The sequence below is a fragment of the Streptomyces sp. NPDC050564 genome, assembly GCF_044457265.1.
Lineage (GTDB): Bacteria > Actinomycetota > Actinomycetes > Streptomycetales > Streptomycetaceae > Streptomyces.
The window spans coordinates 754,489-769,310 of record NZ_JBITGS010000001.1; the positions used below are offsets into that span (position 1 = coordinate 754,489).

General features: G+C 71.0%; 12 protein-coding genes and 1 pseudogene. 6 read left to right on the forward strand and 7 right to left on the reverse strand.

The annotated features are described in order from the left end of the window. Nucleotides 1-75: 75 nt before the first annotated feature. Nucleotides 76-2,403 carry a glycosyltransferase family 39 protein gene (locus ACIBK0_RS03310; protein WP_399074990.1) on the forward strand — a complete coding sequence of 776 codons (2,328 nt, stop codon included), beginning with the start codon at nucleotides 76-78 and terminating at the stop codon, nucleotides 2,401-2,403. 249 nt (nucleotides 2,404-2,652) lie between these two features. Further along, entirely contained in the window at nucleotides 2,653-3,456 is an 804-nt protein-coding gene (locus ACIBK0_RS03315; RefSeq protein ID WP_399074992.1) for an endonuclease I family protein, read from the forward strand. A gap of 27 nt (nucleotides 3,457-3,483) precedes the next feature. Here the strand turns inward: ACIBK0_RS03315 and ACIBK0_RS03320 are convergent, their stop codons facing one another. The 3 genes from ACIBK0_RS03320 to ACIBK0_RS03330 all read right to left on the reverse strand — a co-directional run bounded on the left by ACIBK0_RS03320 (nucleotide 3,484) and on the right by ACIBK0_RS03330 (nucleotide 7,668). Beyond that, nucleotides 3,484-5,169 (reverse strand): thiamine pyrophosphate-binding protein, encoded by a 1,686-nt coding sequence (locus ACIBK0_RS03320; protein WP_399074994.1) that lies wholly within the window; start codon nucleotides 5,167-5,169, stop codon nucleotides 3,484-3,486. Then, nucleotides 5,166-6,134, reverse strand: coding sequence for an agmatinase (speB, locus tag ACIBK0_RS03325; RefSeq protein ID WP_189184904.1), 969 nt, complete (start codon nucleotides 6,132-6,134; stop codon nucleotides 5,166-5,168). Before speB ends, ACIBK0_RS03320 begins: the two co-directional genes overlap by 4 nt. Nucleotides 6,135-6,207: 73 nt before the next feature. Then, the gene (locus ACIBK0_RS03330) at nucleotides 6,208-7,668 is read right to left on the reverse strand and encodes a sodium:solute symporter (protein ID WP_399074996.1); all 1,461 of its coding nucleotides are present in this window, start codon (nucleotides 7,666-7,668) and stop codon (nucleotides 6,208-6,210) included. A 199-nt stretch (nucleotides 7,669-7,867) separates the two neighbouring features. Between ACIBK0_RS03330 and ACIBK0_RS03335 the strand changes: the two genes are divergently transcribed. Together ACIBK0_RS03335 and ACIBK0_RS03340 are read left to right on the forward strand one after the other, a co-directional pair. Further along, entirely contained in the window at nucleotides 7,868-9,394 is a 1,527-nt protein-coding gene (locus ACIBK0_RS03335; RefSeq protein WP_399074998.1) for a PucR family transcriptional regulator ligand-binding domain-containing protein, read from the forward strand. A gap of 382 nt (nucleotides 9,395-9,776) precedes the next feature. Next, on the forward strand, nucleotides 9,777-10,565 hold the full coding sequence (locus ACIBK0_RS03340; RefSeq protein WP_399075000.1) for a phosphatase: 789 nt from the start codon (nucleotides 9,777-9,779) through the stop codon (nucleotides 10,563-10,565). 282 nt (nucleotides 10,566-10,847) lie between these two features. Here ACIBK0_RS03340 and ACIBK0_RS03345 read toward each other — a convergent pair whose 3' ends face one another. Both ACIBK0_RS03345 and ACIBK0_RS03350 read right to left on the reverse strand, forming a co-directional pair. After that, the gene (locus ACIBK0_RS03345) at nucleotides 10,848-11,576 is read right to left on the reverse strand and encodes a maleylpyruvate isomerase N-terminal domain-containing protein (protein WP_399075002.1); all 729 of its coding nucleotides are present in this window, start codon (nucleotides 11,574-11,576) and stop codon (nucleotides 10,848-10,850) included. A gap of 96 nt (nucleotides 11,577-11,672) precedes the next feature. Next, nucleotides 11,673-11,819: pseudogene (locus ACIBK0_RS03350) on the reverse strand (cation transporter); the annotation flags it as partial. A 57-nt stretch (nucleotides 11,820-11,876) separates the two neighbouring features. On the opposite strand from ACIBK0_RS03350, the gene ACIBK0_RS03355 reads away from it, so the two are divergent. Continuing rightward, nucleotides 11,877-12,077 carry a hypothetical protein gene (locus ACIBK0_RS03355; protein WP_399075004.1) on the forward strand — a complete coding sequence of 67 codons (201 nt, stop codon included), beginning with the start codon at nucleotides 11,877-11,879 and terminating at the stop codon, nucleotides 12,075-12,077. 15 nt (nucleotides 12,078-12,092) lie between these two features. Further along, nucleotides 12,093-12,659, forward strand: a complete 567-nt coding sequence (locus ACIBK0_RS03360; RefSeq protein WP_399075006.1) for a transposase — start codon at nucleotides 12,093-12,095, stop codon at nucleotides 12,657-12,659. A 55-nt stretch (nucleotides 12,660-12,714) separates the two neighbouring features. Here the strand turns inward: ACIBK0_RS03360 and tesB are convergent, their stop codons facing one another. Continuing rightward, on the reverse strand, nucleotides 12,715-13,587 hold the full coding sequence (gene tesB / locus ACIBK0_RS03365; protein WP_399075008.1) for an acyl-CoA thioesterase II: 873 nt from the start codon (nucleotides 13,585-13,587) through the stop codon (nucleotides 12,715-12,717). A 35-nt stretch (nucleotides 13,588-13,622) separates the two neighbouring features. Further along, nucleotides 13,623-14,780: an acyl-CoA dehydrogenase family protein gene (locus ACIBK0_RS03370; protein ID WP_399075010.1), complete on the reverse strand. Its 1,158-nt coding sequence runs from the start codon at nucleotides 14,778-14,780 to the stop codon at nucleotides 13,623-13,625. Between the last annotated feature and the right edge of the window lie 42 nt (nucleotides 14,781-14,822).

Consider the following 14,822-nt stretch of genomic DNA (forward strand, 5'->3'; position numbering starts at 1 on the left):
CGCATCTCATCCACGCACAGCTCACCCCCAGGCAGAGCACAGCCCGTGCCCATCGGGCGTATGCAAGGTGCACTGGTGACATCTGCCACCGACCCACTGTCCCCGGCCTCCGGCCGCCCCGTGGCCCCCGGCGTACCGGCCTCCGCGCCGCCCCAGGGGCCGTCCCCCGCACCCACCGCACCCCGCTGGTCGCTCCCCGCGCTGATCGCGATCATGGTGCTGGCCGGAGTCCTGTACTCCTGGAACCTCTCCTCCTCCAGCCTGAACAGCTTCTACAGCGCGGCCGTGCTCAGCGGTACGCACAGCTGGAAGGCGTGGTTCTTCGGCTCGCTCGACGCGGGCAACTTCATGACCGTCGACAAGCCACCGCTGGTCCTCATGGTCATGGGCCTGTCCTGCCGGGTGTTCGGCTACGGCACCTGGCAGATGACGCTGCCGCTGATCGGGGCCTCGCTCGGCACGATCTGGATCCTGCACTCCTCGGTGAAGCGGGTGTTCGGACACGCCGCCGCGGCGACCGCCGCGCTCGTGCTCGCGCTCACCCCGATCACCGTCGCCATCAACCGCGACAACAACCCCGACTCGCTGCTGGTCCTGCTGATGGTCGGCGGTGCGGCGCTCGCGCTGCGCGCCGTGCGCAACGACAGGCTGCTGCCGCTGATCGGTTCGGCGGTCTGCTTCGGACTCGCCTTCAACACCAAGATGCTCCAGGGCTACATCGCCCTGCCCGCCGTCTTCGCCGTGTACCTGTACGCGTCCCGGCTCGGCCTGGTGAAGCGGATCGTGCACCTGCTGCTCGCGGGCGTCGCCCTGGCCGTCTCCAGCTTCTGGTGGGCGGCGGCCGTGTCGCTGGTGCCCGCGTCCGAGCGGCCGTACATCGGCGGCTCGACGGACGGCACCGCCTGGAACCTGATCATGGGCTACAACGGCCTGGGCCGGGTCTTCGGCGGCGAGGGCAACGGCGGAGGCGGTGGCGGCGGGGGCTTCTCCGGGACCGCCGGCCTCGGCCGGATGTTCAACGACATCCTGGGCGGCCAGATTTCGTGGCTGCTGCCCTTCGCGGGCATCGCGCTCGTGGGCGGTCTGGTGCTGTGCGGGCGCGCGCCTCGCACCGACCCGACGCGCGCCGCGCTGGTGCTCTGGGGCGGCTGGACCGTACTGCACTACCTGACCTTCGCCATGGCCGAGGGCACCATGCACCCGTACTACACGACCGCCCTCGCGCCCGGTGTCGCGGCGCTGTGCGGAGGCGGCGGCGTCCTGCTGCTGCGCGCCTTCCGCGCCGACCGGCGGTGGGTGTGGGTGCTGCCCGTCGCCCTGGGCGCCACCGGCATCTGGTCGGTCGTGCTGCTGCGCCGGGCCTCCGGCTGGAACACCTGGCTGTGGCCGGCCGTCGCGGTGGTCATGGCGCTCGCGATCACCGGCCTGCTGGTCTTCCGCTCCGGCCGACGCGTCCAGTTGTTCGCGGCCTCCGTGGCCGCCACGGTCGTCGCGTCCGTCGCCGGTCCGGCCGCGTACGCCGCTTCGGTGCCCTCCGGCACGGGCGGCGGCATGGGCGGCACCAACCCGACGGCCGGCCCGACGACGGGCAGCGGCATGGGTGGTCCCGGCGGCGGCCGGGGCGGCTTCGGCGGAGGGAACGGCGGTCCGGGCGGCGGTGAGATGCCGGGCGGTACCCAACAGGGCGGCGAGAACGGCCAGATGGGCACGCCGCCGAGCGGTGCCCCCGGCGGCGGTATGCCCGGGGGCACTCAGCAGGGCGGCGGTGAGCTGCCCGGCGGCGGCGAGAACGGTGCCTTCCCCGGCGGCGGGCAGAGTGGCGGCGAGACGGGGACGCCCCCGAACGGCACCGGCGGAACCAACGGCACCACCGGCACCACCGGCCGCCCCGGCGGCATGGGCGGCGCAGGCATGGGCGGCGGCGCGAACAGCGAGCTGATCACGTACCTGAAGAAGCACCGGGACGGCGCCAAGTGGCTGCTCGCGGTGTCCGGTTCGCAGAGTGCCGCGCAGCTGATCGTGAGCAGCGGGCAGCCCGTGATCTCCATGTGGGGCTGGACCGGCACGGACAAGGCGATGACGCTCGCCAAGCTCAAGGAGCTGGTGAAGAAGGGCGAGTTGCACTACCTCCAGCTCGGCGGCGGCATGGGCGGCGGTGGCATGGGCCAGGGCGGCTCGGACAGCGTCAGCTCCGAGGTCACGGTCTGGGTGCAGAAGCACGGCACGGCGGTGAAGGAGAGCGCGTACAGCAACAGCGCGACCTCCTCGACCGGCTCGGGCTCAACCTCCGGCTCGGGCTCAACCTCCGGCTCCGGCTCAACCTCCGGCTCCGGCTCCAACGCGCAGACGCAGAACGGCCAGTCGTCGCCGCTCTACCGCCTGGACCCGTCGGACCTCGGCTGAGGCGGCTCGACTGAGGCGGTTCGACTCAGACAGTTCGATCCAGGTGGGCCGAACGCCCGTGCACCCTGCGGCCCCCCACCGAGCTCCCCTCGGCCGGGGGCCGCAGTCGTATGCCAAATCGCCTGCACAACACGCGACTTGCCGGATTCCGACACACAACCGACCCCTGCCGTTCACTCACCGAAACACATGTTCATGTCACGCTCCGGTTGGCCGCTCATTCAACCCGCGTAGAACGGACGCCCCCACATGCCCGCCACGCACATACGCCGCTGGAAGACGCTGGCGCTGACCACCTCCGCCGTGCTCATCGGCCTCACCGTGCCGACGGTGACCGCCACTCCGGCGAGCGCCACGACGACCGCGTACGACAGCACGTACTACAAGAACGCGGTCGGCAAGACCGGCACGAGCCTCAAGTCCTCGCTGCACACCATCATCAGCAGTCAGTCGAAGCTCTCGTACTCGGGACTCTGGGACGCCCTGAAGGTCACGGACCAGGACCCCAACAACAGCGGCAACGTGATCCTGCTGTACTCCGGCCTCTCCCGCAGCAAGACCCTCAACGGCGGCGACGTCGGCGACTGGAACCGCGAGCACGTGTGGGCGATCTCGCACGGCGACCTCACCACCTCGACCGGCCCCGGCACCGACCTCCACCACATCCGCCCCGAGGACGTGCAGGTCAACGGCGTCCGAGGCAACAAGGACTTCGACGAGGGCGGCAGCACCTTCACCAACGCCGGCGGCAGCCTCACCGACTCCGACTCCTTCGAGCCGCGCGACGCGGTCAAGGGCGACGTGGCCCGCATGATCCTCTACATGGCGGTCCGCTACGAGGGCGGCGACGGCTTCGCCGACCTGGAGCCCGACGACAAGGTCGCCAACGGCAGCACGCCCTACATCGGCAAGCTGTCCGTGCTGAAGAAGTGGAACGACGAGGACCCGCCGGACAGCTTCGAGGAGCACCGCAACCAGGTCATCTACGACACCTACCAGCACAACCGCAACCCGTTCATCGACCACCCGGAGTGGGTGGAGGCGATCTGGTAGACCGCCACCACCACCGGCGGCCGGGCGTCAGCCCAGGTGGGTCGGGGCGAACATCCGCAGTACGGCCGGGAGCAGTACCACCGAGGGGCCGGGGCTTGCCAGGGCCTTGCCCAGGTCCTCCTCCAGGGTCTCGGGGGTCGTGCGGACCCCCGGGACGCCGAACGACTCCGCGAGGGCGACGTAATCCGGGCGGGCCAGCTCCGTCGCCGTCGCCTGGCCGAAGGTGTCGGTCATGTACTCGCGCAGGATGCCGTAGCCGCCGTCGTCGACGATCAGCCAGGTGACGTTCAGGTCGTACTGCCTCGCCGTCGCCAGCTCGGCGATCGAGTACAGCGCGCCGCCGTCGCCGGAGACCGCGAGGACCGGGCGGGTGGGGTCGGCGGCGGCCGCCCCGAGCGCGGCCGGGAAGCCGTACCCGAGGCCGCCCGCGCCCTGGGCGGAGTGCATGGTGTTCGCGTCGCGCGCGTCGAAGGCCGACCATGCCCAGTAGGCCAGGATCGTCATGTCCCAGAAGGACGGCGAGTCGTCCGGGAGGGCCCGGCGGACCGACGCCAACACGTCCTGTTCCAGGGTGAGTTCCTGGGAGGCGATGCGCTCGGTGACATTCTCCAGCACCGTGCGTACGCGGTCCGCCGCCGTCGGGTCGGTGCGCTCCTCGACCGTCTCCAGCAGTGCCGACAGCGCGAGGCGGGCGTCCGCGTGGATGCCCAGCGCCGGGTGGTTGGACTCCAGCTTGCCGAGGTCGGCCTCGATCTGGACGACCCGGCCGCGGGGCTTGAACGTGTGGTAGTTCGAGGAGAGTTCGCCGAGGCCCGAGCCCACCACGAGGAGGACGTCCGCGTCCTCCAGGAAGTCCGTGGTGTGGCGGTCCTCCAGCCAGGACTGGAGGGAGAGCGGGTGGTTCCAGGGGAAGGCGCCCTTGCCGCCGAAGGTGGTGACGACGGGGGCGTTCAGCTTTTCGGCGAGCTGAAGGAGCTTTCCGGACGCGTCCGCGCGGACGACACCGCCGCCCGCGATGATCGCGGGACGGACGGCGTGTGAGAGCAAGTCGGCGGCGACCGCGGTCAGTTCGGGGCGCGGGAGCACGTCCTCCGGGGTGGCGTCCATCGCCGTCACCACCGGCAGGTGGGTCTCGGCAAGGAGGACGTCCTGCGGGATCTCCACCCACACCGGGCCGTGCGGGGCGGTCAGCGCCGACTCCCAGGCGGCCGCGATCGCCGACGGGATCTGCGACTGCGTACGCACCGTGTGGACCGACTTCACCACGCCCCGGAACGACGCCTGCTGGTCGGGGAGTTCGTGCAGATAGCCGTGGCGGCCGCCGCCGAGCCCCGCGGTGGGGATCTGGCTGCTGATCGCGAGGACGGGCGCGGACGCCGCCGCCGCTTCCTGCAGCGCGGCCAGCGAGGTCAGTGCCCCGGGGCCGGTGGAGAGCAGCAGCGGGGCCGCCTCACCGGTGATCCGGCCGTACGCGTCCGCCGCGAACCCGGCGTTGTTCTCGACGCGCAGGCCGATGTACTGCAGCGAGGACCGGCGCAGCGCGTCGAACATGCCCAGCGCGTGCTGGCCGGGCAGGCCGAAGACGGTCGTCGCGCCGAGACCGGTGAGGGTCTCCACGACCAGGTCTCCGCCGTTGCGGCCGGTGGGAGGGTTCAGCGCGGCCTCCGTCTGCGCCGCCGTGGGACGGAGTACCAGGTCGTGGTCGTGAGTCACTTCGAGCGAGCCTCAGCAATCTGACGGGACATGATCGTGGTCAGTTCGTACGCCGTGTGGGAGGCGGCGACGGCGGTGATCTCGGCGTGGTCGTACGCGGGGGCGACCTCGACGACATCGGCCGAGACCAGGTTGCAGGACGCCAGCCCGCGCAGGATCTCCAGCAGTTCGCGGGAGGTCATGCCGCCCGCCTCGGGCGTGCCGGTGCCGGGCGCGTGCGCCGGGTCGAGGCAGTCGATGTCGATGGAGATGTAGAGCGGACGGTCGCCGATGCGCTGGCGCAGCTGGTCGGCGACCTCGTCGGCGCCGCGGCGGTAGATGTCCGCGGAGGTGACGATGCCGAAGCCCATCTTCTCGTCGTCGGTGAGGTCCTGCTTGCCGTAGAGCGGGCCGCGGGTGCCGACGTGCGAGAGGGCCGAGGTGTCGAGGATGCCCTCCTCGACGGCGCGGCGGAACGGGGTGCCGTGCGTGTACTCGGCGCCGAAGTACGTGTCCCAGGTGTCGAGGTGCGCGTCGAAGTGGAGCAGCGCGACCGGGCCGTGCTTCTTGGCGACGGAGCGGAGCAGCGGCAGGGCGATGGTGTGGTCGCCGCCGAGGGTCATCAGACGGGCGCCGGTGCCGAGCAGCTCGTCGGCCGCCGCCTCCACCGTCTCCACGGCCTCGTTGATGTTGAACGGGTTCGCCGCGATGTCACCGGCGTCCGCGACCTGCGCGAGGGCGAAGGGGGAGGCGTCCTGCGCCGGGTTGTAGGGGCGCAGCAGCCGGGACGCCTCGCGGATCGCGTTGCCGCCGAAGCGGGCGCCCGGCCGGTACGAGACGCCGGAGTCGAACGGCACTCCGACCACGGCGACGTCGGCGGTGCCGACCTCGTCGAGGCGCGGCAGCCGGGCGAAGGTCGCGGGGCCCGCGTACCGCGGGATGCGGGACGAGTCGACGGGCCCGCGGGGCGTCTCGTTGCTGCTCATGATGAATTGCCTTCCTTCTTACGCGTCATCGCGTATGTACAGCTATGCACACCAATGTGCTACTAGGACGACTCTACTGGTGGGCCGGGACCGGTTCGGGCAAGGGTTCGGGGGTGCGACCCGCGAGGCGCTCGCGCCAGGCGGCCAGTACGGCTGCCTCGGTCGGCTTGGTGGACAGCGACACCACCACGTAGGCGGCGAGCGAGGACAACAGCCCGTAGTAGACCGGCTCGTTCGCCAGGATGCCGTACGTCGCCATCAGGCCGATGACCGCGAGGCCGCCGACGACGACGGAGGCGAGCGCGCCGGCCGCCGTGCCGCGCTTCCACAGCAGTCCACCGAGGATCGGCACGAGCAGTCCGCCGACGAGCAGGTTGTACGCGACGGTCAGCGCCTCGACGACGTTGTTGAGCGCGATCGCCGTACAGATCACCGCGACACCCATGATCAGGATGAAGACGCGGTTGCCCTTGACCTCGTCGTGCTCCTCACCGTCGCGCTTCACCACCCCGCGCAGCTTCGCCCAGATGTCGTTGTTGGCGACGGTGGCGCAGGCGATGAGGGCACCGGAGGAGGTGGACATGACGGCCGCGAGCGCCGCGGCGAGCACCAGCCCTCGTACACCGACCGGAAGTTCGTCCTTGACGATGGTGGCGAAGGCGGTGTCGGTGTTGGGCAGCGTCGGGTACATCACCTTGGCCGCCGTACCGATGACGGCGCCGGCGAGCGCGTACACCAGGCAGTAGGTACCCGCCACGGTGCCGCCCCACTTGGCCGTCTTGTCGCTGCGGGCGGTGAAGACGCGCTGCCAGATGTCCTGGCCGATCAGCATGCCGAACGTGTAGATCAGCACGTACGTGAAGATCGTCTCGCCGCCGATGCCCAGCGGGTCGAAGTACTCGGTGGGCAGCTTGGCCTTCATCTCGCTGAACCCGCCGGCCTTGATGACGGCGATGGGGAGCAGGAGCAGCAGCACACCCACGGTCTTGACGACGAACTGCACCATGTCGGTGAGGGTGATCGACCACATGCCGCCGAGCGTCGAGTACGCGACGACGATCGAGCCGCCGAGGATGATCGCGAGCGTCCGGTTCATGTCGAAGAGGACGTCGAAGATCGTGGCGTACGCGATGGTCGAGGTGACCGCGAGCATGAGGGTGTATGCCCACATGACGACGCCGGAGATGACACCGGCCCGGCCGCCGTAGCGCAGGTCCAGCATCTCGGAGACGGTGTAGACCTTCAGACGGGCGATACGGGCGGAGAAGAACACGGAGAGGGCGAGGAGCCCGAGGCCGATGGTGAACACCATCCAGGCGCCCGAGAGCCCGTACTGGTACCCCAGCCCGACGCCGCCGATGGTGGACGCGCCACCGAGGACGATGGCGGCCATGGTCCCGGAGTACATGGCGGGGCCGAGCCGCCGGCCCGCCACGAGGAACTCACTCTTGGACTTGGCGCGGCGCATGCCCCACCAGCCCATGGCCAGCATGCCGGCCAGATAGACGACGATCACTGTGTAGTCGACGGCCATGTGGGGCCCTCCTTCGCGCACTCTCGGTGGCGTGTCGTGCAGATGAAACCGGGGACGCGGCCGGGAGCGATGTCCGGCCGGGAGACCGGCAGCGGATCGCGGGGACATACGCCCGTACCCGCGGCTGCCGACGTCACTGACCCTAGGTGGCCGGAAAGCGACTCTGAAGTGTACGTTTCATCCACTGTCGCTGAACCGGATGGAGGGAACGTCCACCATGCCGGACACATCCAACCCGTCCGCCCCACCTGTCCCACCGACCCCACCGGTCCCGCTTTCCGCTCTCCTGGCACGGGAGGACCTGGGCCTGCGCCAGATCGCGGGCCCGTCGGACCCGCATACCGTCATCCACTGGGCGCACACGTCGGAGATGGCCGACCCGTACCCGTATCTGCTGGGCGGCGAGCTGCTCCTGACCGCCGGGGTCCACATCCCCGACGCGGCGGGCTCGGGCACGTACTTCGACGACTACGTGTCCCGCATCGTCGCGGCGGGCGGCGCGGCACTCGGCTTCGGCCTGGCCCCGGTCCACGACACGGTTCCGAGGGCACTGGTCGCGGCCTGCGACGCGCACGGCCTCCCTCTCCTGGAGGTCCCGCCCCAGACCACCTTCTCCGGCGTGGCCCGTGCCGTCTGGCAGCTCATGGCCCAGGCCCGCCTGGCGGAACTGCGCCGCGTCACGGAGGCCCAGCAGAGCCTGGCGGCGGCCGCGGCCCGCCCGGACCCGGTACCGGCGGTGCTGCGGCAGCTGGCCCAGCGGGTGGGGGGCCGGACGGTGCTGTACGGGCCGGACGGGGTCGAGCTGGCCCGGGCCGGGAGGGTGGCCGAGGCGGCCCCGCCCGGGGGTACCCCCGTGGCACGGGCCCTCGCCGAGCTGGCCGCCGTCGTGCGACCCGGGGAGGGGAGAACCGCTCCCTCCTCGGCCACCGACACCGTCGGCGGTGTCCATCTCTCCGCCTACGCCCTTGGGGCCGGGCAGGGCTTCGTGCTCGGGGTCGGGGCTCCGCACCGGGAACCCGGCGACCACACCATCGCCTCCGTGGCATCGGTCCTGCTCTCGCTGCTCACCGGAGAGCACCAGAGCGGGAGCGGGGCGGCACGACTCGCGGCCCTCGTGCGCGTACTGCTGGGCGCCTCCCCCGAGGACGTGGCGCCGCTCCTCGGCGGCGAACGATGGGTCGTCGTGCACGCGCGCCCCGCCGGGGACGGCCCCGCACCGGACGCCGTCGCCGCGTCCGCGCTGGGGGCGGCGCTGGGTTCCGCGCTGGTCGACGCGGGCGGCGACGTCGTACGGGTCCTCGTGCCCGGCGACCGTGAGCCCACCGCGCAGGCGGGCTGGACGTGCGGGGTCAGCGCGCCGGTCGGCCCGCACGAGTGGGCGGCCGCCGACACCCAGGCGGCCCGCGCCCTGGCCCGGGCCCGCGCGACCCGGGCACCGCTGGTCCGCCACGGCGAGCGCCCCGCCCTCGCGGACCTCGTCCCCCCGGCCGACGCCGAGACCCACGCCCGCACCCTCCTCGCCCCCATCGCCGCCACCCCCGCCCTCACCGAAACCCTCCGCACCTGGCTCTCCCTGCACGGCAGTTGGGACCGCACAGCCGTGGCCCTCTCCGTCCACCGCAACACCGTCCGCCAACGCATCGCACGGTGCGGCGCGTTGCTGGGGGCGGACCTCGACGACCCCGATGTACGGATGGAGTTGTGGTTTGCGTTGCGGGAGGGGTGATGGGGGCGCGGGGCGCCGGGGGCGCGGGGCGCCGGGGGCGCGGGGGGCCAGCGGGCGAGAGCGCCGGCTCGGGAGCGACGAGGCCATGAAGCCACGAGGCCACGAGGCCACGAGGCCACGAGGCCAGCTTTCCAAGTGACCGAGTCGGGCGGGTGGGTGGGAAGCACCGCCGCGGAGCGGCGGGGAGCATCCGCGGCAGGCGGCAGTGACAAGGCACCCGTGCCCAGAGGGAGGCACCGCCGCGGAGCGGCGGGGAGCATCCGCGGCAGGCGGCGGCGACAAGACACCCCGCGTCCACCCAGCGCCGTACCACCGAGTGACCCGTGTCCCACGGTTCAGGACACCCGCCCGAGGAAGGGAGCGCACCGGCACAATGGGGGGCATGCCGATACCCGGGACTCCCAGCCGCGCCGAGCTCGTCGAACACCTCGTAACGACCCGTATCGCGGGCGACGTAGCCACGCCCCGCGAGAACAACCTCTCCCACTACCGCAAGCTCGCGAACGGCGACCGTAATTTCTGGCTCGGCCTGGAGCTCGGCGACCGCTGGACCGACGAGCAGGACGTCCTCGCGGTGATGGCGGAGCGATGCGGCGTGAGCGACGACCCGGAGTACCGGTACGGGCAGGACACCATCGACCCGGAGCTGACGGTGGACGCCCTGGAGCGTGCCGCGGCCCGGCTGCGCAAGGCGGCGGACGGCGAGCAGCGGGTGCTGTTCGCCACCGGCCACCCCGGCGGCCTCCTCGACGTGCACCGCGCCACCGCCGCCGCCCTGCGCACCGCCGGCTGCGAGATCGTCGTCATCCCGGACGGGCTGCAGACGGACGAGGGGTACGTCTTCCAGTTCGCGGACGTCGCGGTCCTGGAACACGGCGCCACACTGTGGCACACCCACTCGGGTGAGCCGATGCGCGCGATCCTCACCGGCCTGGAGCGGGAGGGCCGCCCGCTGCCCGACCTGGTCGTTGCCGACCACGGCTGGGCGGGCTGCGCCGGCCAACTCGGCCTCGACTCCATCGGCTACGCCGACTGCAACGACCCCGCCCTGTTCCTCGCCGAGGCGGAAGGCACCGTCCAGGTGACGATCCCCCTGGACGACCACGTCAAGAGCCCCCGGTTCTACGACCCGATGACGGCGTACCTGCTCGCGGCAGCGGGACTCGCGTAAGTCCCGCAAGCTCCGCCCAAGTCCCGACAGGCCACGTCCAGTTCCCGTCCAAGTCCTTACTGGTGCCCCGGCAGGCAACGTTTGCCCGTCAAGGAGCGTCGTCGGGTGCGTGCTCCGGGGGTCCCCCCGGCCGAAGGCTGGGGGAGTGCCGGCCGGAAGTCCTCGTACTGGATGTACTTGGGCTTTCGGCCGGTGCGGCGAGTGGGGGCACCTCCCCCGCCCTTAAGGCAGTGGGGGAGCGTGCCGGGCGTCGCGACGGGGCGAACGTTGCCTGCCGGGGCACTAGAGCCCGGCGATCGACACCGGGGCACGTTCCACGCGGGCGAGCCCCCGGATCACGTCCACCGCCCCGTGCCGGCGCACCGCCAGCCGGGCGAGCAGCTCGACCACGGGCGCGGTCACGCGCTCGGGGAACTCCGGGGTCGGCAGACCCACGCTGCACGCCAAGTCATCGGCGTGGACGACCAGTTCCATCAGCCGGGTGAGAAGGAAGTCGTCGAGGTCGAGGGACCAGTCGCCCCAAGACCGCATCCGGATGGGGCGTCCCACGGGCACCCCAGGCAGTTCGGTCCCCAGTCGCGCGACCGCTTCCCGCACGCGCGCCACGAGCGCCTCGGGCCCGTCCTCCGCCGTGGCCTCCCCGCCGCGCCGGATACGGATGTTGACCGCGCCGTCGACTCCGGCGTCCAGCCAGGTCACCCTCTCCAGGTAGTACTCCCGCAGGGACACCACCGGCTCCGTCGGCACCGGCTCCGCCAGCAGCTCCGGCAGGGCGAGCTCCTGCCAGGCGACATGCCCCGCCAGTCCCCCGACGCTGAAGTCCCGCAGCGCGCTGGGCTTCTCCCAGGCGGCGGCGACGGCGGACTCCGCCAGCAGCACGGCGACAGTCTCGGCGGCCTCCAGGAAGGCCTCCCGGATCCGCCCGCCACGCCAGTTCCACGCACCACCGTCCACGCCCGCGCCCGCACCACCGTCCACGTCCACGCCCGCGCCCGCGCCCACATCAGTCATGCCGCCCCCTCGCCCCGGTTCCGTACACGTCAGTACCCGTCATCCTGCCGCCCACCAAGCCCCGTTCACAGATCCAGTCCCCCACAACTGGACCACTCACGGCCAGGGATTGAGCCCCTTCTCGCGGCGCTGGGAGTAACCCGGCGTCGGATCCAGATACACCGGCTACCCCGGGAAACGCCTCCCGCAGCCGCTGGCTTGTTCTCAGGCCCACTCGATCTGGGCTGCGGTCGAGCCGTCCCGGAGCGGTGCGGAGCACCGCGGTGGCGTCCGGCGCGGAGCGTCGGGAGAGCATGGCATGTGATCAAGAAGACGTGCGACGCGTACGCGGTGCTGAAGGCGAACCTGAAGGCGGGGAACCTGGGCAAGCCGGGTTCCAAGCGCCATCAAAAGGCCATCGAGAAGCCGCTCGCCTTCCGGCCGGAGGGCGCGCAGCCGTACGACGACCGGATGCTGTCCTGGCAGATCGGCGAGCGACGGGTGTCGATCTGGACGGTGTAGGGCCAGTTCAAGGACGTGGCGTTCACCGCGTCCCCCGAGCAGCTGGAAGCCCTGGCGCTGTACCGCAGAGGCGAGTCCGACCTTGTCTGCCGAGACGGCATGTGGTTCCTGAATGCCACCTGCGAGGTGCCCGAAGCACCGCTGAATACCGACCCGGTGGACTTCCTCGGCATCGACCTGGGCATCGTGAACATCGCCACCACCAGTGACGGCGAGATCATGGCCGGGCGCGAGCTCAACCGTGTCCGGCTACGGGAGCGGAAGCTCCGTACCAAGCTGCAGCAGAAGAACACCCCATCCGCCAAGCGGCGGCTGAAGAAGCGCCGCCGCAAGGAGGCACGGCGTGCAAGAGATATCAACCACAAGATCGCGAAACATGTGGTGGCCGAGGCAGAACGCACCGGTCGCGGGATTGCCCTGTCGCGAGGTCGGCGAGCGGAACCACGCGGACCGGAACGGCTCCCGCAACATCCGCGACCGCGCGTGGCAGTTGTGGCGACGCGGGGTCCCGTCAACGGCCCCTGCCCCACCCCGACGACCGTCGGGTGGGGCTGGACGCAAACGCAGCATCACCGCCAGTGATGCCCGTTGTGCAAGCCCGGCGCTTTAGGCCAGGTAGTTGACCCATGCCTCAGTTTTACCTGGGGATCCGGACCACGCCCTCCTGGATCACCGAAATGGCCAGCCTGCCGTCCTGCGTGTAGATGCGGGCCTGGCCGAGTCCGCGTCCGCCCGACGCGGACGGCGACTCCTGGTCGTACAGCAGCCATTCGTCGGCGCGGAACGGACGGTGGAACCACATGGCGTGGTCCAGCGAGGCCCCGACGACATCGCCGGTCACCCAGCCGCCGCGCCCGTGCGCGAGCAGGATGGAGTCCAGCAGCGTCATGTCGGAGACGTACGTGGCGAGCACGACATGCAGGAGCGGGTCGTCGGCCAGCTTGCCGTTGGTGCGGAACCACACCTGGGAGCGCGGCTCGCGCACCTCGCCGACGGTGCCGTACGGCGGCGCGTCGACGTAGCGCAGGTCGACGGACTCGCGGGCCTCCAGCAGACGCTCCGCGACGACCGGGTCCGAGAAGACGTCGGCGTACCGCGGCAGCAGTTCGGCAGCCGTGGGCAGCGTCTCCGGGTCGGGTGCGGGCGGCATCTCGGCCTGGTGCTCCATTCCCTCCTCATACGTCTGGAACGACGCGGAGAGATGGAAGATCGGCTGTCCGTGCTGGACCGCGACCACCCGGCGTGTGGTGAAGGAACGGCCGTCGCGGATGCGGTCCACCGAGTACACGATGGGCGCGCCGGGGTCCCCCGCACGCAGGAAGTACGCGTGCAGGGAGTGTGCCAACCGGTCCTCGGGGACTGTGCGCCCCGCGGCGACCAGTGCCTGCGCCGCCACCTGTCCCCCGAAGACGCGGGGGACGACGGCGGAGCGGGACTGGCCGCGGAAAATGTCCTGCTCGATCCGCTCCAGGTCGAGCAGATCGAGCAGTGACTGAAGTGCCTGACTCATGACGTCAGTTGTATCGTGAACTTTTTTCGCGGACCTTACAGGCCCATGTCCTTGGCGATGATCGTCTTCATGATCTCGCTGGTGCCGCCGTAGATGCGGTTGACGCGGTTGTCCGCGTACAGGCGGGCGATCGGGTACTCGTTCATGAAGCCGTAGCCGCCGTGCAGCTGGAGGCAGCGGTCGATGACGCGGTGCGCGACCTCGGTGCAGAACAGCTTGGCGCTGGCGGCCTCGGCCGGGGTGAGCTCGCCCGCGTCGAGGGCCTCCAGGGCGCGGTCGGCGACCGCCTCGGCGGCGTCCACCTCGGCCTGGCAGGCGGCCAGCTCGAACTTGGTGTTCTGGAAGGAGGCGACGGTCTTGCCGAAGACGGTGCGCTCCTGGACGTACTCCTTGGCGAACCGGACGGCGGCCTTGGCCTGCGCGTAGGCACCGAAGGCGATGCCCCAGCGCTCGGAGGCCAGGTTGTGGCCGAGGTAGTAGAAGCCCTTGTTCTCCTCGCCGAGGAGGTCCTCGACCGGAACCTTGACGTCGACGAACGCCAGCTCGGCGGTGTCGGAGGTCTTCAGTCCGAGCTTGTCGAGCTTGCGGCCGATGGAGTAGCCCTCGGCCTTGGTGTCCACGGCGAACAGCGAGATGCCGAAGCGGCGGTCCTCGGCCGTGGGCGCGGAGGTGCGGGCGCAGACGATGACGCGGTCGGCGTGGACGCCGCCGGTGATGAAGGTCTTGGCGCCGTTGAGGACGTAGTGCGTGCCGTCCTCGGAGAGCTTCGCGGTGGTCTTCATGCCCGCGAGGTCGGAGCCGGTGCCCGGCTCGGTCATCGCGAGGGCCCACATCTCCTCGCCGGAGACGAACTTCGGCAGGAAGCGCTTCTTCTGCTCGTCGCTGGCGAGCATCTTTATGTACGGCAGGCCGAGCAGCACGTGCACGCCGGAGCCGCCGAACTGGACACCGGCGCGGGCAGTCTCCTCGTACATCACGGCTTCGAACTTGTACGAGTCGATGCCGGCGCCGCCGAACTCCTCGTCGACGCGGATGCCGAAGACGCCGAGCTCGGCGAGCTTGTAGTAGAAGTCGCGCGGCGCCTGGCCGGCCGCGAACCACTCGTCGTAGACCGGAACGACCTCGGCCTCGATGAAGGCGCGCAGGGTCTCCCGGAACGCCTCGTGGTCCTCGTTGAACACAGTACGGCGCACCGCCGCCACCTCCACCTGGGGTTTCTGTCTAAGCGCTTGCTC